The organism is Chitinophaga sp. G7 BAM 1005 (assembly GCF_057126945.1).
Genome location: NZ_CP181478.1, coordinates 2249969 through 2270547 on the forward strand (window position 1 = coordinate 2249969; position 20579 = coordinate 2270547).

Genomic DNA, 20579 nt, shown 5'->3' on the forward strand with positions numbered 1-20579 from the left:
GTAATTCAAAAAAAAAATAACATGAAATTAATTTTCTCAGTAGTTACTTCCCTCGCGTTTTTGCTGGTGGTTACCGTTAGTTCCGGTCAGAATAAACCAGCGGCCAGGGCCGAATATATTGAAGTGGAGCCCAACGTAAGATTGCATGTTACCGATCTCGGAGAGGGAACGCCTGTTGTGCTCATTCACGGATATCCTTTAAGCGACGCCTGCTGGGAATACCAGTATCACGCCCTGGTGAAAGCCGGCTACCGGGTTATTGGCATTACTTTGCGGGGATTTGGCTTATCGGATAAGCCTTATGGCAAGTATAACTATGATCAGTTTGCAACAGATATCAAAACCGTACTCGATAAGCTGAACATTAAAGATGCCATCCTCGGCGGGCACTCTATGGGCGGAGCGATATCGCTGCATTATGTGGCCAAATTCAATGCGGCACATGTGAAGAAACTGGTATTGTTTGACGCGGCAGCTCCCTGCCACACGAAGAAACCGGACTATCCTTATCCATTGTTTACCAAAGACCAGATTTCCAGCTGGATTGAGTTACACAACAACAACCGCCCGGCCTTATTTGATGCCGTAGCGGCAAAGTTCACGCTGTCGCCAACTTCGCTGACACCTGGCCTGGGTAACTGGCTGGGAGGTATTGAAGCGCAGTCTTCTCCATACGCCACTGAGCAGGCGCTTATTGCACTCAGGGATGAGGATCTGAGATCAGATCTCCCAAAAATAAAAATACCCACACTCATCTTACATGCCACGCAGGACAGCATCGTATCTTACGCATTGGCAGAGCAGATGAAGGCCGGTATTAAGAACTCCACACTGGTACCCTTTGAAAAAAGTGGCCACGCTGCGTTTGTGGAAGAAAAAGATAAGACCAATGCTGAGTTGATCAAATTTATCAAACAATAGCAGGAGTATTTTCAGGAAATGTAACGGGGACGGCCATCTGGCAGGGTCCCCGTTATATTTTATTGCGGGAAACCAGGCCGGTTTACGATATATTTATTATAATTGCAGGACTGGTCTATACGCATATGGTTAATTACAGCAATTATTCCGATCCTGATTTGGTCTTATTACTTAAGGAAGGAGACCGGAATGCCTTTGCAGAAATTTATCACAGGTATAAACTTATACTGCACCACCACGCCTGGAACAAAACCCGGAACGACGTTGAAGCGCAGGATGTGATCCAGGAGATTTTCTCTAATCTCTGGGTAAAAAGAGAAGCCATACAAATTGAGAGTAACTTATCCGGTTACCTGTACAGCAGCGTAAGGAATCATATCCTTAACCTGTTTGCGAGAAAGCAACTCCAGCAAAAATATATTGACTCTATCAGGGATTATTCCCAAAACGGGACCGCTATCACTGATCATAAGGTACGTGAGTCTATGCTGGCGGAGGTGATCGGGAAAGAAATTGCAGCACTTCCGCCAAGAGTAAGGGAAGTGTTTGAGTTAAGCCGGAAACAGCACCTGAGCCATAAACAGATCGCTGAAATCATGGGCACTACCGAGCAAACCGTGAAGAAACAAATGTCTAATGCCTTAAAACATCTCCGTAAAAAAATAGGTTTCCTCCCTTACCTTTACCTGCTCTGGATGCTGAAGCACTAGTGGCTGCTGGTCCGTTTAAGAATATTTTTTCCCTGCCCATACCACTTTTAGTCTGCTAACCTGTCTTATGATGCATAAAGCACTTTTTTAAAGCTAATCGTAAGAAATTGGACAACAGCATTGTAAAAGTATCACACCTGTCTCATAGATACAGCCGGGAATGGGCCATCCGGGATATTAATCTTGAAATCAGCCAGCTGGGCGTACTTGGCCTGCTCGGTTCCAACGGCGCCGGCAAATCAACCACTATGAACATCCTGTGCGGGGTATTGAGTCAAACCGAAGGTACGGTTCAGATAGACGGCATTGATATCAGGAAACATCCCGAAGAAGCTAAAATGAGAATAGGTTTCCTCCCTCAGAACGCCCCGCTGCACCTTGATTTGACCGTTGGTGAATACTTAACGTATTGCGCTTACCTGCGCAACATCCATCGCAGGCATGTAAAAGCGGCAGTTGCCTCCGCTATGGAGAAATGCGGCGTTGCCCATTTCCGCACCAGGCTTATCAGGAACCTCAGCGGCGGCTACCGGCAACGGGTGGGGATCGCACAAAGCATTATACACCGGCCCAAACTGGTGGTGCTGGATGAGCCCACAAACGGGCTGGATCCTAACCAGATCCTGGAAGTACGCAAGCTGATCAAAGAGATTGCCGCTGAAAGGGCCGTTATTTTTTCGTCTCATATTTTATCTGAAGTGCAGGCCACATGTGATGATGTACGTATGATTGAAGGAGGAAGAATGGTATTTGCAGATACCATGAAGGCTTTCAATAATTACATTTTACCTAACTCCCTGCGCGTTTATATGCACAATCCGCCGCCAATGGAAAGGATGGCGGCCATACCCGGGATTACCGGCGTGGAACCCTTAAATGACGGCGGTTTCAGGATGCATTTCGATACAACTTCACTGGTGTCTTCTTCCATCATTCAACTGGCCGTTGATGATAACTGGCAGCTTACCGAAATTATGCTGGAAAAAAGCAGCCTGGACGAAATTTTTGCACAGTTATCAAATAAAACTTCCTGAACCTGTTATGACTAAAATATTTAAAATAGCTAAGCTGGAACTTAGCATACTTTTTTATTCCCCGGTTGCCTGGCTGGTGCTGGTGATTTTTATGGTGCAATCCGGGATGGGCTTTTTCGGAATGCTTGGCAGCTTCCAGGAATTGTTTATGATGGGAGAGAAAGCAGATAATTTAACACAGCTTCTCTTTCCCGCTACCAACGGGTTGTTCGACAAAGTACTGCAAAATCTTTATTTATATATCCCGTTGCTTACAATGGGATTGATAAGCCGGGAAATCAGCAGCGGGTCCATCAAATTATTACTGTCGTCCCCGGTGAAGATCAGCGAAATCATTTTGGGTAAATACCTGGCCATGATCTATTACGCGCTGATGCTGATGGCTATCCTGGGCATTTACTGCCTGATTGGCGTGTGGGTAATTAAAGATGCTGATATGGGTTTGATTGGCGCGGGATTATTGTCTTTATTCCTGTTAACAGCCACCTATGCGGCTATCGGCCTGTTTATGTCGAGCCTTACGGGTTACCAGGTGGTTGCCGCCATCAGCACCCTTGCTGTGTTTGCGGCCCTGAAGTATATTGGAACGGTTGGTCAGCGTATTGATTTTGTAAGAGATCTTACCTATTTCCTGTCGTTATCAGGACGAACAGAAAGCATGTTGAACGGATTGATCACCTCTCGTGATATCGTTTATTACCTGCTGATTATTTTGCTTTTCCTGGGTCTCACTATTTTGCGGTTTAAAACAAGCCGCGAGTCCAAACCCTTTGCCATACAGGCTGGCAGCTATGTGACGCTCATGGCATTTGTGTTGCTGGCAGGATATTTAAGTGCAAGACCCACCGCTATCCTGTACCGGGATGTTACCGCGCAAAAATCCCAGACACTGACACCGGCCAGTCAGGCTGTTGCCAAACAAATTGAAGGCTCCCTGGTGATCACCACTTATGTAAATCTCCTGGACCAGCATGTATATGCCGGGTTGCCGGTATCACGAAATACGGACCTGTCCCGTTTTGAAGATTTCCGCAGGTTTATACCCGGTATCAAAATGAACTATGTTTATTATTATGACGCTACTGATCTTGCCGGTAATCCCAATATGATTTACCAGGGAAATATTAGCGGTTTGAATACAAAACAGGTGGCCGAAAAAGTGGCGGATAATCTTGAAGTTAATCTTGATGGTTTTTTAACTCCCGGCCAGATCCATAAGATCATTGATCTTGCGCCGGAAGAAAATACTTTTGTCCGCCAGCTCAGCTACCGGGGCCATACCAGCTTTCTCCGGCTGTATAATGAACAGAACCAGTTCCCGGAGGAAGCAGAGATTACCGCCGCTATAAAAAAGCTGGTTGTGCCACATCAGAAAATAGTTTTTATAGAGGGAGATGATGAACGTAGTATCCGGGTAAAAGGAGACAGGAGTTATGATTTGTTCAGCAACGCCAGGAAAACGAGGAAGTCGTTGATCAACCAGGGTTTTGATGTGTTGAGCGTAAACCCGGATGCGGCAGATGTGCCTCCCGGCACAACCCTGCTTATACTGGCAGATCCGGCCAAACCTTTTAGCAGCCATGCTGCCTCCAGGATACGCAGTTATGTAGATGCTGGGGGCGATATGCTGATTACAGCGGAGCCTTCACACAGAGAAGTGATCAATCCTTTTCTGCGTCAGTTTGGTGTTCAGCTATCCGCGGGGATGATGGTGAACCCTGATAAAAATGCGCCGGCAGATCTTATCCAGGGCCGCATTGCTGCGGAGAATAACGAATACCTGGATCAACTGATGTACCTGAATGCCTCGGTGGCGATGCCTTCTGCGGCTATGCTGGAGTTAACGGGGAGTGATTTCACTGCCGACACTGTGCTGCAAAGCAGCGCCCTGGGCTGGAACAAAAAGAATGGATTTGATCCTTCATCGTCTTCAGTATCCTATCAGCCGGAACAGGGCGATCAGAAAGGGAGCCAACCGTTAATCGTCCTGCTCAAACGTAAAGTGGCCGGCAAAGAGCAAAAGATCCTCATCAGCGGAGATGCTGATTTTATGAGTGATAATTCTATTCCGCAAGCCTATAATTTCTCATTTATTAATGGCATCTTTAGATGGTTCAGCGATGGCCTGTTTCCTGTAAGGGTAAGCCGCCCGGCGCCACAGGATGATGCCATTTTAACCAGCAGAAAGGAATTGTCGGCTTACCGGTCAGGTGCGCTGTGGGGCGTGCCGGCATTGATGATCGCCTGTGCTGCTGGGCTTTTGATCAGCAGAAAAAGAAAATAAAAAAGATATACCTCCTGTGGAGATGTTGATTGTCTTACATAATATACGCAAGTTATGAGCGAACTAACCGAACAACAAATCCGGACGATGCTGGAGCATTACAGGCTTGGGAAAGCCACTCCGGAGGAATTGGCATTGTTGGAATCATGGTACTTAACCTACCGGGAAGAGGGCGCCGCGGCGCCTGATTTGATGGCGCGGCTTGCGGCTGTTGACCAGGTATGGGAGCGGCTGGAAAATGAATACCGGCCCGTCAGACGCCTGTCCGGATGGCGGCGTAACCTGGCGGCAGCAGCAGCAGTTGCTGCTTTAGTGATTGGAATAGGCGCTTATTTTCTTTACCGGTCTGCACAGCCGCCGGCAATTTCTGTTGGCCAGCTGGCGGAGAGTAAAAAAGATATTCCCCCGGGTACCAACAAAGCAACATTATCTGTGGCGGGCAGTGGTATGATGGTGCTGGATTCTTCCAGAACGGGTATTGCGGTGAATGGCGATGATGTAAGGTATGATGATAACACAAAGATAGATGCTGCTTTAAGTGAGGGCATCCGGATGCTGACCCTGCAAACACCTAAAGGAGGCACCTACCGGCTGATATTGCCCGATAGCTCTGTTGTTTGGCTCAATGCCGCTTCGCGTTTGGTGTTTCCTTCCAGCTTCAGGGGGCAACAGCAGCGGGAAGTGGAGCTACAGGGAGAAGGCTATTTTGAGGTGGCAAAAAATAGGGCACAACCCTTTATTGTAAAAAGCCGCGGACAAAAAGTAGAAGTGCTGGGAACACATTTCAATATCAACAGCTATGCCGATGAGGCGCTTACCAAAACAACCCTGCTGGAAGGCAGCATACGTATCGGTAACATAGTACTGAAGCCCGGAGAGCAGGCGCAACGAAGTGACGCAGGGATTAAAATCATCCTGGTGGATACAGATGAGGCCATCGGCTGGAAAAACAATTATATCGTTTTCCAGGATGAAAAGATCCAGTCGATCATGCGTAAAATAAGCCGCTGGTATGATGTGGAAGTAGTGTATGAAGGAACGCTGCCAACGGATGATTTTGGCGGAAGGGTAAGTAGCCGTGCCTATGTTTCACAGGTGTTGAGAAAACTGGAACTGACCGATAAAGTACATTTTAAAATTGAGGGAAGAAAAATTATCGTCACCAAGTAATAAATCGCTGCGGGGTTAAAAAATAGCCAGATGTGGTTGCACACAACTGGCTGGCGCCTGGCAGTATTGTCAATAAAATTCCTGATTGTATCAACTATCAACCAAACAAGACAAATGTATAAAAATTATGCGATGAAATCCGGCATGCATCATCTGCATGTCCGTAAACTCCGGCTGCCTATGCGATTGACGTCATTCTTACTGTTTATTATGCTCTTCAGCGCGTCGGCCAGTTTTGCACAACAGATATCACTCAGGGAAAAAGAGGTAGCTCTCCGGGTGATCATTGCAAAAATCCAGCAGCAGAGCAATTATGATTTTGTGTATACTACCCAGCTATTGAAAAATACCGGTAAAGTAAGTATCAACATACAGGCTGCTGATATCAGAACGGTATTGGATCTTGTTTTAAAAGACCAGCCACTGTCTTACACCATTGACGATAATACCATCATACTGAGAGAAAAGCCGGTGGCCACCCCGTCCCGGGCCATCAATTTTGTGGATGTTACCGGGTTCGTTTCCAACGGCCAGGGTGTGGGGCTTCCCGGGGCAACCATCCGGCTGGCAGGTACACAGATATCGGTGGCAACGGACCAGGGAGGGCTTTACCAGATACTAAGGATACCCGACGACGGCCGGCTGATATTCTCTTACATTGGGTACCAGTCCGACACCATTGCTGTAAAAGGAAGAACAGCCATCAATGTGCTGTTAAAACAATCTTCCATTGAAATGAAAGGCGTGGCCATCGTTTCAACAGGTTTACAGGAACTGCCCAGGGAGAGAGCCACAGGATCTTTTGAAGTTATTTCCAAAGAACAGCTTCAACATAGTAATGATCCTAATCTCATCCGGCGCCTGGAAGGGATTACCACGTCACTTGATTTCCGCAACGACCTTCGCCCCATCAATTCGGCCTCACCCAATGCAAGGCAATCTCCCCTGGCCAACCTCACCATTCGTGGTAAAAATACCCTGAATGATGCGGTAAGCGCAGACCTGAACGGCAACTACAGCGGCCAGGTCCTGGTGGTGATAGATGGTATTGCCAGTCCGTATTCTATCGACAGGGTAAACCCTAATGATGTGGAGAGCGTAACTATCCTGAAAGATGCCGCTGCAGCATCCATCTGGGGCTCCCGTGCAGCCAACGGCGTTATTGTTATCAAAACGAAGCGCGGGTCTTATAACCGTGCGCCGCGGGTTACCTTCAACAGCAACATTAACATCACAGAGAAAGTAGACCTGTTCTACAATAAAACGATGAGCGTTTCTGATTATATAGATGCACAGGCGGCTTATTTTGAACAGCAGAACCGGCCATTGCCGGATCTGAGTATCTCTCACTTATATGGACAGGAAATAAAATCACCCATAGCAGAGATTGTGGATGCCTGGAAGTTTAAAGGCACACTTACCGATGCGCAGGCAAACGCACAACTGGATGCTTTAAGAAAGAATGATATCAGGAGGGACTATGATAAATACTTTCTGCGCAATGCCGTTACCCAAAGTTATTCCTTAGCAGTGGACGGCGGCGCCGAACGCTTTAACTACCGCCTGTCCGGCGGATGGGACAAGACAATCAACAATACAAAAAATTCGGACTACGACCGGATTGCACTCGGTTATTCCATGTCCGTTAAACCCCTCAAAAAACTCGAATTACAGGGGAATATTGCTTATAATGTTCAGAACTACCATGAACAGGCGGCGCAAAACAGGATAACAGGAGCCACTGATGCCACCTTTTATCCCTACTCGCGCTTAGCCGATGACCAGGGCAATTACCTGGAACTTGCTAAGATTTACCGCCAGGGTTTTGCCGCTGCGGTGGAAAAAGAGTATGGTGATAAATTTCTAAGCTATCGCTATGTGCCGCTCAGCGATATCAATGAAGGATACAACAAGCTGAAATCGCAGAACCTGAACCTGGGCATCAACGCCAATTACAGGATATCAAAGGGCCTAACCGCGCAGCTGACCTATAACTATAACACCGGCAGAAATAATGATAATACCCTCTACCGGCAAAACTCATTTTATATGAGGAATATGATCAATTATTTCACTACTTCGCCGGCCTCTGTAGACCCAAGGACGCTGGAACCGGTGGAGCCCTATAACCGCCAGCTGCCTTTAGGCGGCCAGTACACCATCCTGCAAACAACTTCCAACAATCATGCCTTCAGGGGGCAGTTAAACTTTGATCATACCTGGAAAGAAAAACACCAGTTATCGGCCATTGCAGGTTTCGATATGGCCCAGTCCTATAGCCTTGCCGGCAGCAATGGCTACTACGGCTATGATGAAGGTACCTTATACACCAATAATAAACTGGATTTTAAAACCATGATACCGATCGCTTTTGCAGAAGACTTCAGCGGGTACAATGGTGAATATATTCCCAATCTTTCCACCGGGTTTATCGACAACAAAGTGCGTACCCTCAGTTATTACGCCAATGCAGCCTATACGTTTGATGCCAGGTATACCTTTTCAGCAAGTGTACGTAAAGATCTGTCCAGTGAATTTGGCCGCGGCACCAACCAGAAAGGAACACCGTTTTATTCTGTAGGCGGCGCCTGGAATATTCACAATGAAAGTTTCTACCACTGGGAGCTGGTGCCTTCGCTGACCCTGCGAACCACTTATGGTTATAACGGAAACGTAAACCCATTGATTATTGCAAGGCCATTGATCACCTATTCTTCACTCAATGGCGCCAATAATCTTCCATATGCGTATACTTCCTTTGGTACCGGCATCACCAACAGCCAGTTACGTCCGGAACGGACAGGCGTGCTCAATATCGGTGTAGACTTCCAGTTCAAAGGCAACAGGCTTTCCGGTAATATCCAGTACTACAGCAAAAAAACAACCGACCTGATTGCCGGCGGTGCGCTGGACCCCAGCACAGGATATACCAATATCAACTACAACACCGGCAACCTGCAGGGGCATGGCGTGGAGCTTACATTAAACTCGCTGAACCTCAGCGCAGGCTCATTCAAATGGAACAGCAACCTGTTGTTTGCCTACAACCGGGTTAAAGTAACGAAACTGTTTGCAACGGCCACCAGTCAGGCTGGCGCCGCGGTGAGCAACAGTTCAGGTTCTTATAACGAAGGCTATGATTTGTCGCGGTTGTTTGGATACCAGTGGGCGGGGCTGGACCCCAAAACCGGTGACCCGCGCGGATACCTGGATGGTAACGCAGTAACGATATCCAATTCTATTGAAGGCGATAACAATTATAAAGCTATTCAAAACGCGCCGCTGGGTACCCTGAAATACTTTGGCAGCGCCGTTCCGGTGTACTATGGTTCTTTCAGGAATACTTTTAGTTACGCTTCTTTCGCTTTATCTGCCAACCTGCTTTACAAGTTTGGTTACTATGTACGCCGGCCTTTGGCACAGGTGGTTAACTATGGCAACCTGTATTCCGGTAATAGTTTGCAGGGAGAAGAATACAACCACAGGTGGCAACATCCGGGCGATGAAACGGGTACTAATGTACCGTCGGCCGTTATGTCGACAGGTAATCCTAACCGGGACAATTTTTACTATTACTCGGCTATCAATGTGGTGAAAGGGGATCATATAAGGTTACAGGAGATCAACCTGTCTTACACCCTGAAAGTAAAGCCGGGCGGCCGTATCAAAGATCCGAGGATTTATACCAATATCAGCAACCTGGGTATCATCTGGCGCGCCAATGATAAAGGAGTAGATCCGGAAGTATTCGATTATCCTTTACCGCGCACCTACAGCCTGGGATTTTCAACTAACTTTTAACTGTACGAGTCATGAAAAATTACATAAAATATATTCTGCTTACGGTGTTTGTACTCACTGCTGCCGCCTGTCAGAAATATGTGGACATCAAAAAAAGCGGGTCCCAGTCTTTTATTGAAACAACAAAAGATTGCCAGCTGATACTGGATAATTATGATCTGTTCAATATTAACTACCCAATAGACGGGGAGATTGCCGCAGATGATTATTACCTGGATGATAACCGTTATAATTCAGATGTGATCACACTGGAAGATAAAGCGCTGTATACCTGGCAGCCTAATGCTATCCGCGCTGCGTCAACACAGTGGGTGGCATCTTACAATAAGATCTATCATTGCAACCTGGTGCTGGAAGCGCTGGAAAAAATTAAGGGAACAGATCAGCCGGCAGTGATCAACAACCTGCAGGGCAGCGCCTTATTTCTGCGTGCTTATGCTTTATGGCCGCTGGCGCAAATGTATATGAAGCCTTATGGCGCCGCTACCATGCAGGAACCGGGTCTGCCCATTCATACCCGTTCAGATATCAACGATGTTCCGGGCAGGGGAACGGTTAAAGAAACATATGACGCCATTGTAAATGACCTTACCCGGGCGGCCGGTTTGCTCAGCAACACCTCCAGTATCTCTTCCCGGCCAAACAAAGCGGCCGCACTGGCCATGCTCGCCCGTGTTTATTTGTCGATGGAAGATTATCCCAACGCCTTATCCGCTGCAGACGCCGCACTGAAGCTCAAAAGCGATCTGCTTGATTATAACACACTCGAATTGGGCAGCTATAATCCTTTCCCACGTTTCAATAAGGAAGTAATATTCCATGCGGTTATTGATTACCAAAACAGCGTACTGGAAGTAGGCTTTGGCGACGAAAATAAAGCGTTGATTGACCCGGTGATAATCAGCGTCTATCAAAACGATGACCTGCGGAAACAATTACTCGTTAAAGAAAACCTGGATGTGCCGGTACCTTCAGGTACTTATCGCTTTATTGGTAACTACGAAGGCGCAGTGGGTTCCGCTGCTTTGTTTAATGGTCTGGCGGTAGATGAGTTATACCTGATACGGGCAGAATGTTACGCCCGCGCGGAGCAGACAGCCAACGCCGTGAGCGACATGAATACTTTACTGGCCACCCGCTGGGTGAGCGGAACATATCCCGGCTTTACCGTGAGCAACGCAGCCGATGCCCTTAAAAAGATTCTGCTGGAACGTCGTAAGGAATTGCTGATGAGAGGACTCAGGTGGACGGATTTGCGAAGGCTGAATAAAGACAGTCGTTTTGCAAAGGATCTTTCCCGCGTGGTGAATGGAACGATGTATACCCTGCCGGCCAATGATCCCCGTTACACGCTGTTGATACCGCAGGAAGTGATTACCAATTCTAAACTGCCGCAAAACAGCCGATAGCCTGATACCCAATAACAGCGCGCTTCACGTGAATTCATAAATTTACGATATACAGTATTTTTTTGAAAAGCTCATTTGTATTAAAGTGCTGATTTAAAGAGGACTATGCGATGGTATGCTTCTTGAATACCAGCCTGTTATTATGAACAACAGTATTTTAGGATTGCACCATATTACCGCCATTGCCGGTAGTGCACAAGGGAACTTAAATTTTTATACCAGGACCATTGGCCTGAGGTTGGTGAAAAAAACAGTCAACTTCGACGATCCCGGAACTTATCATCTTTATTATGGCGATGAAAGTGGATCTGCCGGAACGATCCTTACGTTTTTTCCGTGGGAAGGAATCGGGCAGGGACGTGAAGGAGCCGGGATGGCTACTGAAATAGGGTATGCTGTTCCGGCAGGAAGCCTGGAGTTTTGGTTAGACCGGTTTACAAAGAAGCAGATAAAGACCAGCGAAATCGCCGAACGTTTTGGAGAGCAGTTTCTTTCTTTCCGTGATCCGGATGGTTTGTCGCTAAGCCTCATTGTTCCTAAAACCGAAGATAACAGGGCGCCCTGGGAAACAGATGAGATTAAGAAAGATAATGCTACCAGGGGTTTCCACAGTACCACCCTGACGTTACGGAAAATTGAGGAAACTGCGAAAGTGCTGACTGATATACTGGGTTACCGTTTTCTTTTGCAGGAAGGTAACAGGTATCGCTTCATTACAGACGCCGTGGATACCGCTGCTATCATAGATTTATTGGAAGTTCCGGATGGACAGAGGGGTATAGGCGCAGCAGGAACGAATCACCACGTGGCTTTCCGTGTAAAAGATGAACAGGTGCAGATGGAAGTCCGGGAGAAGGTATTAAGCAGGAACCTCCAGATTACGCCAAAAATCGACAGGGATTATTTCTTCTCTTTGTACTTCCGGGAGCCGGGTGGGGTGCTTTTTGAGATCGCCACAGAGAACCCGGGCTTTACAGTTGATGAACCTTTAAATGAGCTGGGTACCCATTTGATGTTGCCTCACCAACACGCGCATCTGAGAGAGGATTTAGAAAAAGTACTTCCAAAATTGAGTTAAAGCAAAAAGATATGCAGGAAATACTGAAATCGGGAAAGCGCCTGGAGGCCGCAGAAAAGGTTTTGATTATGGTACATGGCCGCGGGGGCTCAGCGGAGGATATTTTATCGTTAGCTACGGAATTGAATACAGCAGCATTTGCGCTTATTGCTCCCCAGGCAAAAGGTAATAGCTGGTACCCGCAATCGTTTTTGGCGCCCAGGGCAGCAAATGAGCCGTTTCTCTCTGGTTCCCTGAGTTTTTTGGAAGATATCGTGCAGGATCTTGAAGAAAAAGGTTTCTCAAAATCACAGATCTTCCTGTTGGGATTTTCGCAGGGAGCCTGTCTTACACTGGAATTTGCGGCATCCAATGCGGCGGGATTTGGTGGTATAGTAGCTTTTACCGGTGGGCTTATAGGCGATCACGTTGACCATAGCAATTATAAGGGTAATTTTGACGGTACGCCAATTTTTATTGGAAGCAGTGACCCCGATTTTCATGTACCGGTGAACCGGGTAAAAGAAAGTACTATATTGCTGGAGGCAATGGGGGCAAAAGTTACTGAAGTCATTTACAAAAATATGGGTCATACGATCAGCCGCCAGGAAATAGCGCAGGTAAATAAATTAATTTTTGCTGGTGGTAGGGCTGGTATTGCAGTTTTTTAAATTAAGGCAACCGGTGAGGTAGTCACAAGCTGCTAAAAGAAAGAGGGACTGATTTTCTTCAGCCCCTCTTTTTTCATTTATAACCGTTTATGCTAACCATGCCTGGCCAAATCAATCATCATACTCATCTCTTCCACAAAAGCATCATTCCCCGCAGAAGTTCCACCCAGGGAGCGGAAACGGATCATACCATTTTTATCAATGACAAACTTTGCCGGGATGCCCTGCAGCTTATATCCTGCGGCAGCCTTATTAGTTTTAGCCACCGGATCTTTTAAATCCATCAGCAAATTAAAAGTGTATTTGTTGGTTCGCAGGTAGTTGTCTGCACTTTTTACAGGATCGGCATCTGTTTCCCAGGTATGAATAAAAAGAAATACTACACTGCTGTCATCTTTAAACTTATTCACTGCGGCTTGCATGTTGGGAAAGGAGGCTTTACAAGGGCCGCACCAGGTTGCCCAAAAATCAAGAACAACTGTTTTTCCTTTATAATCGGAGAGGGAAACCGTTTTCCCTTTTACATCTGTTACAGAAAAATTGAAGGCAGGTTCTTTGATCATTTTTTTGGCCAGGTCAGCGTTAATCTTCTCTTTCAGCGCGTCATAAAGTGCACGCTCGTAGGCCACAAATCCCTGATCACTTCCTTTTACCGCGATATAGGCGTTTTTAAACTGCGCCTTTACTTCCTGTGAAGCCCTTCCGTTTTTGATGCTTTGCTCCATTAAGGGGAACGCTTCGGGAAACTCCCGGTTGGCTACCAATAAGTTTAGATAGGTGTCATTAAATGCTCCATCTTTTTTATCGTCCTGTGCATACGCCTGCCGTGCATATTTCAGTCCATCTTTATACTTTTTGTTGGCATACAGGATAGCCGCGTATTGCCTGGCGTAAGCATAGTAGTCAGCCGATTTTTTATCGGACCTCCGCATTTCATCGCCAATAGATTTTTTGATCAGGCTTTCTGCGAGCACGTACTCTTTCCGTCCATAGGTTTCCCTTGCCGCATAGGAGAATGCTTTGGTTTTATAAACCGTGTCCCGGATCTGGTTCAGGTATTGCATCACCTTTCCGGGATTGTTTCTGAAAGAAACCGCTACATAATATTTAGCTGCATCGAAAAAGAAATGTCCTTTAAGTGTTGGATTTGATCCAAACCTGGATACAAACGACTTGTACTTTATCTCATTTTCAGCGGCATTGGTTTCGTTATAGATCTCTCCCAAAGCCTCGCCAAAAGCAGCAAATCCATGAGGGAATTTCCGGATAGAAAGTCGTGTGATGGAATCTCTCTTATTTTGATTCTGCGTAGTATTGTAATAAGAAACCAATAAGTTCAGATCTTCTTCCACATTGCTTTTGGAAAGTACTTCCAGGCTTTTTTGCAGCTGGATGGAATCTTTCTGGTTTAACAGTTCCGTGAGCTTAGGATCAATGGGGCCACGATTTTGCGAAAACGCGGCCGTTGTGATCAGTAATAGGAAACATATTTTCAGATACTTCATTTTCTGTGATTTAAATTAATGATCGGTTTTTTTGACTTCTGCAGCATCAGCCTTTTTCAGCAGTTCACCGGCTTTTTCTTTATTCCCTGCTTTTACATACAGCTCCGCCATTTTTTTATAGGTGGCCGGAAAGTCCATACTCCAGGGGTAAAGATCGAGCTGCGACTGGTAGCAGTCGGCTGCCAGTATATACAAAGATGCCGGCAGGTTGTCTTTTCCTGTAACCGCGTCTGTAACAGTTGAAAATCGGGGATAGTCGTTGTGTTTGAGCCATTCCTTTCCAAATTCCACTGCCTTTTCAGGGTTTGTTTTAGTCAAAGTATAAAAAGTATAATGGCCGGTATAGGGATAGTATTTGAGTTCCGGATTTTTGGCAAGAATTGAATCAATTCTTTGTAGTGCGCCAATAGGGTTTCCCGGGTTCCCCATGAAAGGATTCATAATTGGTACAAGGCTGTTGTCGATGGCTGACAGCCGTTGCCATTCCTTTCTTTTTTCGGCAGCATCTTTAATATCCCAGGTGCCTGAAACGATCTGTGGTAGTACTTTGTCCAGGTTTTTGGGCGGGCCGGCCCAGGCAACCCTTCCTTGCTGGTCCACCACAAATGAATAGGGAATTCCCCGCTCGCCGTATGCTTTCATCCAGTTCTCCGCCATCAGGTTACCCTGTTCGGCGGCTAAGTTGTAGTCCATCTTTTCCCCCATCCCGGCAACAAATTTTTCTATGATGGGCAAAGTGGTTTCTTTGCGTTCATGAATGCTTACACCCAGTACGGTCACTTCTTTTTTATATTTCTCCGCCAGCTCCGACAGGTGAGGCATCCCGGCGATACAGGGTTTACACCAGGTAGCCCAGAATTCAACTACATATACCCTGTTCTTTTCAAAGGCGGTTATCTTGTCGCCCTTGAGCCAGCTGGAAATGTACAGGGCAGGGGCGGGCTCTCCCAGCATTTTAAGTTTCACCTCACTTTGTTGAGCCTGCGCTCCTATAGTGCAGCAAATGACTGCGGTTAGCAAACGTATTTGCCGTTTTATTTTTGTTAGCATGACTATCGGATTAATTGTAACCTTGATTTTGAGTAAGGTTTTTATTGTATAAAATCTGATTGGCCGGTACCGGGAACAACACAGCAGTGGATTTCCAGGTTGGTTTTTGCGGACCAAGAACGGCGTCGGCCCTGCCTGTTCTTCTTAAATCAAACAGGCGATGGCCCAGTTCAGCAAACAGTTCATGCGCCCGTTCTTTTTCAATTGCCAGCAGCATGGTGCTTTGGGTAGTGGCCGTTGTACCGGTAAGTCCTGCACGGGTTCTCACTACATTCAGATCTTCTGCTGCGCTGCCCACCCCGGTTATTTTACCAAGTTGCGCCCTGGCTTCTGCCCTGATCAGGTATTGCTCTGCCAAACGAAGCAATACATTAAATTCATTTCCGGCAGTGGCGTCACGTAGCTTATATTTATAAGGATAGTAATAGGTAATGTTACCTACCGGCAGTGGTTTAAGCCACTTAGCCATGCGCTGATCGTCAGATTCAAAGCTGGCGGCCAGTGTTGGATAGATCACATAGTTAGGCGTGGTGCCCGACGGAACAAAATTACGGCCGAAAACAGAATAGCCGTAAAAAGTAAAACGCTGCCAGATCACTTCGTTGCTGGTATTCAGGAAAGCACTGTCCAGGCTTTCCAGTTTATAAGTGTTGTTATTGATCACTGTGGTTGCCTGCATCTCTGCATTTGCGTAATCTTTGATATATAAATATACCCGTGAAAGAAGCGCGGTGGCGGCGGCTTTGTTGGCCCTTGCCCGTTGTGCGGACGGATATGCATCTGCCAGGTTGTTCTGCGCGATTTTCAGGTCGCTGATGATCATCTCGTATATTTCCGCCTGTGGCGCCCTGGGCAATGTTAAATTCACACTATTTACAGTGCTGGTTACCTTCGGTACATCTCCATATAAATTAGTGAGATAGAAGTAAGTAAAGGCACGCATAAAATAGGATTCACCAAGCAATTGCTGCTTCACGGCAGCAGATACACCGGTAGAGCTGTTGAGTCCTTCAATAGCCGAATTAGCTGCAAAAATAACCGCATACGCGTAATTCCAGGTATTGTTTACATATCCGCTGGAGGTAGAGATGGTATTGGTTTTAAACTCGTCCAGGTAAGTAGCTGAACTCAGGTAGATATCATCCGCCGCTGCGCCACCGAGGGCGGTGGCAGCACCCAGTAAAGAGTTTTCCGTGCTTCCGCTGGCGGGCAGCAGGTTACCGTTGGCATACAGGCCCAGAACAGAACTCAGCGCTGTTGCATCATTGAGGAAAGCTTTATCAGCACTCACCTGGTCAATCGGCACATCCACCTCAATAAATTTTTTGCAGGAAGCGGTGGAGAGCAACACTCCCGGTATTAAAACCAGGCAGATCTTATGTATGGAAAGTAATTTCATGTTGATGTTAGGTTTAATGTTAGAAAGAAGCGTTCAAACCAAAAACAATGGTACGCAGCGCGGGCATTCCCGGTCCTCCCTGACCAGCTCCCATTTCAGGGTCGAATGCATTTTTGTATTTCGATATCGTAAAAACATTTTGTGCCTGGGCATATACTCTCAGATTAGCCAGTTTTGCAGCCGTAATCCAGTGTTTTGGGAAATTATAAGCCAGGTTCACATTCTTTAGCTTCAGCCAGGACGCATCGCCATAAAACGCGGTGGAGCTGTTATAATAGAAGCTATAAGCATTATATGCCGGATTACTTGAATTGGCCGTTGGCGCGCCAAACTGCGTATTGTCTTTAGGCTGTTTCCAATGATCCAGTGTAGTGGTGTTTTGGTTGTTCATAGAGCCGAGAGATCCTGTTACGCCATTGATATATCCATTCTGATGTTTGAACTGGAAGAAGAAGCCTAATTCAAAGCGCTTATAGGTAAAATTATTACTTAAACCGCCATAATATGGATTACCAATAGGCGTTGGTTGCTGATCCACCAGGTAAGAGGGGATGCCATTGGGATTGGTGGTTTGGTAAGTAACCATTCCCGTAGCAGGATCTATCCCGTTAAAAATGTATTGCCTGCTAAACGGCACGGGGTAGCCTACCATAAACTGATTGGCATAGAAGCTCAAACTGGCGAGGTTATCGAATTTGGAAATCTTTGATTTGTTGATGGTGAAATTGAATGAAGTAGACCACCTGAAATCATTTCTTTCAATGTTCTTCGTATTCAGCTCAAACTCAAGTCCCTGTGCCTGGATGGTGGCAGGAAAGTTTCCGAGATAGCTTGTAAAGCCAACCTGGCCGGGCGTTGAAATATACAACAGCTGGTTACCTACTGTATTCCGGTAGGCAGCGGCGGAAAACTGTATCCTGTCTTTCAGGAAGCCCAGTTCCAGCGCCAGTTCTGCTTTTTTGTTACTTTCCCATTTGATATCCGGGTTGGCGAGCCTTGATGGATTTTGTACCGTTACTCCCTGATATCCGCTGGTAGATCCGCTGGCCGTATAGGTAGACAGGTTCTGATAATTGGGGATTTGATCATTACCTGTAACACCATAACTGCCGCGTAATTTACCAAAGCTTAAAAAGGAGAGATGATCTTGCACAAACGACTCCTCTGAGAATACCCAGGCAGCGCCTATCGCCCCAAAATTTCCAAATACATTATTCAGTCCAAAACGGGAGGAACCATCTCTTCTCATGGTGCCGTTCAGGATATATTTACCCTGCCAGTTGTAAGTGATTCTTCCAAAAACAGAGCTGAAATTATAATTATCGTAGGCGGTTCTGGCAGAAAGCGTTCCTGCTGCCGCCATACTACCCAATAAGGCATCGTTGCTGTAGTTGTTACCAGTAGTGGTGTTGGTGATGCTGGTATTGGATTGAAAAGTGGCGCCCAGTAGCGCCGCCAGTTTACCCTTTCCAAGATCTTTAATGTATTCCAGCTGGGGTTCTGCAATATAGGATCTTGCGGAAGTGGCTCCAAAAACAGCACTGCTAACCACTGCATTATAAGACGGATTAACCGTTGAAGATGGGACCTGGGTATTCTGGTCAAAATTTAAAGAAGTATAACCCAGGTTTGCTTTCAGGCTCAACCCCGGAAGAATCCTGTATCTCAGGCTCATATTGCCGATCAGGTTTGCTGTGGCCGCCTTGTATTTCTGTGCCAACAGTGCATATGGATTATACTGTATAAGCGGAGAGAAGTTGAATGCCCCGGTAGAAGTATAAGGATCATAGTTAGGAGGAAGATTATAATAACTGCTTAGATCTCTTGTTGGTAAATTGTTTTTATCATAAGAATAGGCGGCAGATATTAACGCATAAAACCGTTTGTCTTTTGAAGTATGGTCAACGTTCAGTCTTGCTGAAATCCTGTCTTCCGCAAAGCTTCCGGGGAAAACAGTGCCCTCATGATGATAACCGGTACTAAAGGCAAAATGGGTATCTTCATTGCCGCCGCTTAATGTTCCCTGTGCATCCGTGTAGCGCGAGGTGCCGCCCAGCAGGTCATCCTGCCAGTTTCTGAACTTAGTCTGGCTCCAGGTGGTTAAGTCAGGGGCATTAGCCGTAGTAGGTGTTACCTTGTCATTGGCAAAGGCTTCTTTACGGAGGGCTAAATACTGTTCGCCATTCAGCATGTCTATTTTATTGCCTACTTTGCCGATACCGGAACTTACATTAAGATCCAGTTTGGTTTTACCGGCTTTCCCTTTTTTAGTAGTGATAAGAATAACGCCGTTGCCCCCTCTGGCGCCATAAATGGCTGTGGCATCTCCATCTTTCAATACATCTATACTCTCAATATCCCCCGGATTCAGGCTGTTCAGCGGGTTTACGGTACCATTGGAGCCTGTTTGGTATACGCTTAAACTAAAATTAAAAGGAACACCATCTACCACGTACAATGGTTCCACGCCACTATTGATGGAATACTGTCCGCGTATTTTAATCGAAGTTCCTGAACCAGGTAATCCGCTGGATTGGGATACTTCCACGCCGGCCATCCTGCCCTGCAGGGCATTGATCACATTGCCAACGGGTTGCTCCTGTATGGTTTTTGCATTCACCCTTGCAATGGAGCCGGTCAGGTCTTTACGGGTAGAGGTACCGTAACCGATAACTACCACCTCGTTTAAACTGCCTGCAAGCGGCGAAAGCACTACTCTGACGGAAGTTTGGTTTCCCAGGTCAATCTCCTGGGTTTTATAACCGATATAACTAAAAAGAAGTGACCTGCTGCCGGTTTCAGGAATTGTGATATTAAAATGGCCATTCTGATCGGTAGCTGTACTGAGGCTGTTGTTGTTTTTCAGACTGACGGTAACGCCGGGTATCGGGTCGCCGCTTTCATCCATCACAATGCCCATCACCCGGATATCCTGCGCGGTTACAACAGGATTTTTCTCTGCCGGGGAAATCAGGATCTTGTTGTTTAGCTCTGTTATCCTGAAATCTTTGGGATCAAAGAGCAGGTCTAATATCTCTCTGACAGAGCGTTTTCCGAGTGGGAGGCTGAAGTCTTTAAGGCCGGCCAGATCTTTATCGCGGTATACAAACCTGAAATCAGTTTGCCGTTCTATCTTTTTAATGGCTGAAAAAACGGACTCGTTATGGAGTTCTACCATCACTTCTACCCTGGCCGTGCTTTGCCCGTTACCAGGCGTTGCCGATATCAGTTGAACCGTTGCAAAAGTGATAATAGCTGTAATCAAGCTTAAACGCATAATCTGACGAATTACGTATCGTGAGTTATTAAAAGTAGAAAGGCCAGGACAGACTTTTCCTCCCTCTGCTGGTTGTGCAGAAAATTTCATAATTTTAGATGTTTAAATGATTCTCCAAATTGTTTAACGATTTGCTCCAATTAGCGTTGAAGCAAAACAATTACAGCTCCCTGTTTAGCGACAGGGAGTTTCTATCAAATGCGCAGGTGATATAATTCTTTCCTCATCTTTTGGTTAATAATGATTAATTGCTGACTCGCAGCCTGATAATTGGTTGATTAGTGAATTGGT

Annotated in this window: 13 protein-coding genes; 9 read left to right on the plus strand and 4 right to left on the minus strand. The window is 46.3% G+C overall.

Going from position 1 to position 20579, the window contains the following annotated elements:
- Positions 1 to 21 precede the first annotated feature (21 nt).
- From ACMXI2_RS09055 to ACMXI2_RS09095, 9 genes are all read left to right on the plus strand, one after another.
- Positions 22 to 921 carry an alpha/beta fold hydrolase gene (locus tag ACMXI2_RS09055; protein WP_483781367.1) on the plus strand — a complete coding sequence of 300 codons (900 nt, stop codon included), beginning with the start codon at positions 22 to 24 and terminating at the stop codon, positions 919 to 921.
- Between the two features lie 158 nt (positions 922 to 1079).
- Positions 1080 to 1631, plus strand: a complete 552-nt coding sequence (locus ACMXI2_RS09060; RefSeq protein ID WP_483781368.1) for an RNA polymerase sigma factor — start codon at positions 1080 to 1082, stop codon at positions 1629 to 1631.
- 107 nt (positions 1632 to 1738) lie between these two features.
- Complete coding sequence (locus ACMXI2_RS09065) at positions 1739 to 2665, plus strand: ABC transporter ATP-binding protein (protein ID WP_483781369.1); 927 nt, start codon at positions 1739 to 1741, stop codon at positions 2663 to 2665.
- 7 nt (positions 2666 to 2672) lie between these two features.
- The gene (locus tag ACMXI2_RS09070; protein WP_483781370.1) at positions 2673 to 4949 is read left to right on the plus strand and encodes a Gldg family protein; all 2277 of its coding nucleotides are present in this window, start codon (positions 2673 to 2675) and stop codon (positions 4947 to 4949) included.
- Between the two features lie 54 nt (positions 4950 to 5003).
- Positions 5004 to 6119, plus strand: coding sequence for a FecR family protein (locus ACMXI2_RS09075; protein ID WP_483781371.1), 1116 nt, complete (start codon positions 5004 to 5006; stop codon positions 6117 to 6119).
- 30 nt (positions 6120 to 6149) lie between these two features.
- Entirely contained in the window at positions 6150 to 9920 is a 3771-nt protein-coding gene (locus ACMXI2_RS09080; protein ID WP_483781372.1) for a SusC/RagA family TonB-linked outer membrane protein, read from the plus strand.
- 11 nt (positions 9921 to 9931) lie between these two features.
- Complete coding sequence (locus ACMXI2_RS09085; RefSeq protein WP_483781373.1) at positions 9932 to 11329, plus strand: RagB/SusD family nutrient uptake outer membrane protein; 1398 nt, start codon at positions 9932 to 9934, stop codon at positions 11327 to 11329.
- 142 nt (positions 11330 to 11471) lie between these two features.
- Positions 11472 to 12407, plus strand: a complete 936-nt coding sequence (locus tag ACMXI2_RS09090; RefSeq protein ID WP_483781374.1) for a ring-cleaving dioxygenase — start codon at positions 11472 to 11474, stop codon at positions 12405 to 12407.
- An 11-nt stretch (positions 12408 to 12418) separates the two neighbouring features.
- Complete coding sequence (locus ACMXI2_RS09095) at positions 12419 to 13057, plus strand: alpha/beta hydrolase (protein WP_483781375.1); 639 nt, start codon at positions 12419 to 12421, stop codon at positions 13055 to 13057.
- Between the two features lie 92 nt (positions 13058 to 13149).
- On the opposite strand, the gene ACMXI2_RS09100 is transcribed toward ACMXI2_RS09095, so the two are convergent.
- From ACMXI2_RS09100 to ACMXI2_RS09115, 4 genes are read right to left on the minus strand one after another with little or no spacing between them, the layout of a single operon-like run.
- Positions 13150 to 14562 (minus strand): TlpA family protein disulfide reductase, encoded by a 1413-nt coding sequence (locus ACMXI2_RS09100; protein ID WP_483781376.1) that lies wholly within the window; start codon positions 14560 to 14562, stop codon positions 13150 to 13152.
- Between the two features lie 15 nt (positions 14563 to 14577).
- The gene (locus tag ACMXI2_RS09105) at positions 14578 to 15612 is read right to left on the minus strand and encodes a TlpA family protein disulfide reductase (RefSeq protein ID WP_483781377.1); all 1035 of its coding nucleotides are present in this window, start codon (positions 15610 to 15612) and stop codon (positions 14578 to 14580) included.
- A 10-nt stretch (positions 15613 to 15622) separates the two neighbouring features.
- Positions 15623 to 17011 carry a RagB/SusD family nutrient uptake outer membrane protein gene (locus tag ACMXI2_RS09110; RefSeq protein ID WP_483781378.1) on the minus strand — a complete coding sequence of 463 codons (1389 nt, stop codon included), beginning with the start codon at positions 17009 to 17011 and terminating at the stop codon, positions 15623 to 15625.
- A gap of 19 nt (positions 17012 to 17030) precedes the next feature.
- Positions 17031 to 20288 (minus strand): SusC/RagA family TonB-linked outer membrane protein, encoded by a 3258-nt coding sequence (locus tag ACMXI2_RS09115; RefSeq protein ID WP_483781379.1) that lies wholly within the window; start codon positions 20286 to 20288, stop codon positions 17031 to 17033.
- Positions 20289 to 20579: the final 291 nt, after the last annotated feature.

Bases quoted from the DNA above. Each gene is read 5' to 3' on its own strand.
- ACMXI2_RS09080 (WP_483781372.1), top strand. From the start codon at position 6,150: ATGTGGTTGCACACAACTGGCTGGCGCCTGGCAGTATTGTCAATAAAA.
- ACMXI2_RS09100 (WP_483781376.1), bottom strand. From the start codon at position 14,562: ATGAAGTATCTGAAAATATGTTTCCTATTACTGATCACAACGGCCGCG.
- ACMXI2_RS09070 (WP_483781370.1), top strand. From the start codon at position 2,673: ATGACTAAAATATTTAAAATAGCTAAGCTGGAACTTAGCATACTTTTT.
- ACMXI2_RS09075 (WP_483781371.1), top strand. From the start codon at position 5,004: ATGAGCGAACTAACCGAACAACAAATCCGGACGATGCTGGAGCATTAC.
- ACMXI2_RS09095 (WP_483781375.1), top strand. From the start codon at position 12,419: ATGCAGGAAATACTGAAATCGGGAAAGCGCCTGGAGGCCGCAGAAAAG.
- ACMXI2_RS09085 (WP_483781373.1), top strand. From the start codon at position 9,932: ATGAAAAATTACATAAAATATATTCTGCTTACGGTGTTTGTACTCACT.
- ACMXI2_RS09110 (WP_483781378.1), bottom strand. From the start codon at position 17,011: ATGAAATTACTTTCCATACATAAGATCTGCCTGGTTTTAATACCGGGA.
- ACMXI2_RS09055 (WP_483781367.1), top strand. From the start codon at position 22: ATGAAATTAATTTTCTCAGTAGTTACTTCCCTCGCGTTTTTGCTGGTG.
- ACMXI2_RS09090 (WP_483781374.1), top strand. From the start codon at position 11,472: ATGAACAACAGTATTTTAGGATTGCACCATATTACCGCCATTGCCGGT.
- ACMXI2_RS09115 (WP_483781379.1), bottom strand. From the start codon at position 20,288: ATGCGTTTAAGCTTGATTACAGCTATTATCACTTTTGCAACGGTTCAA.
- ACMXI2_RS09105 (WP_483781377.1), bottom strand. From the start codon at position 15,612: ATGCTAACAAAAATAAAACGGCAAATACGTTTGCTAACCGCAGTCATT.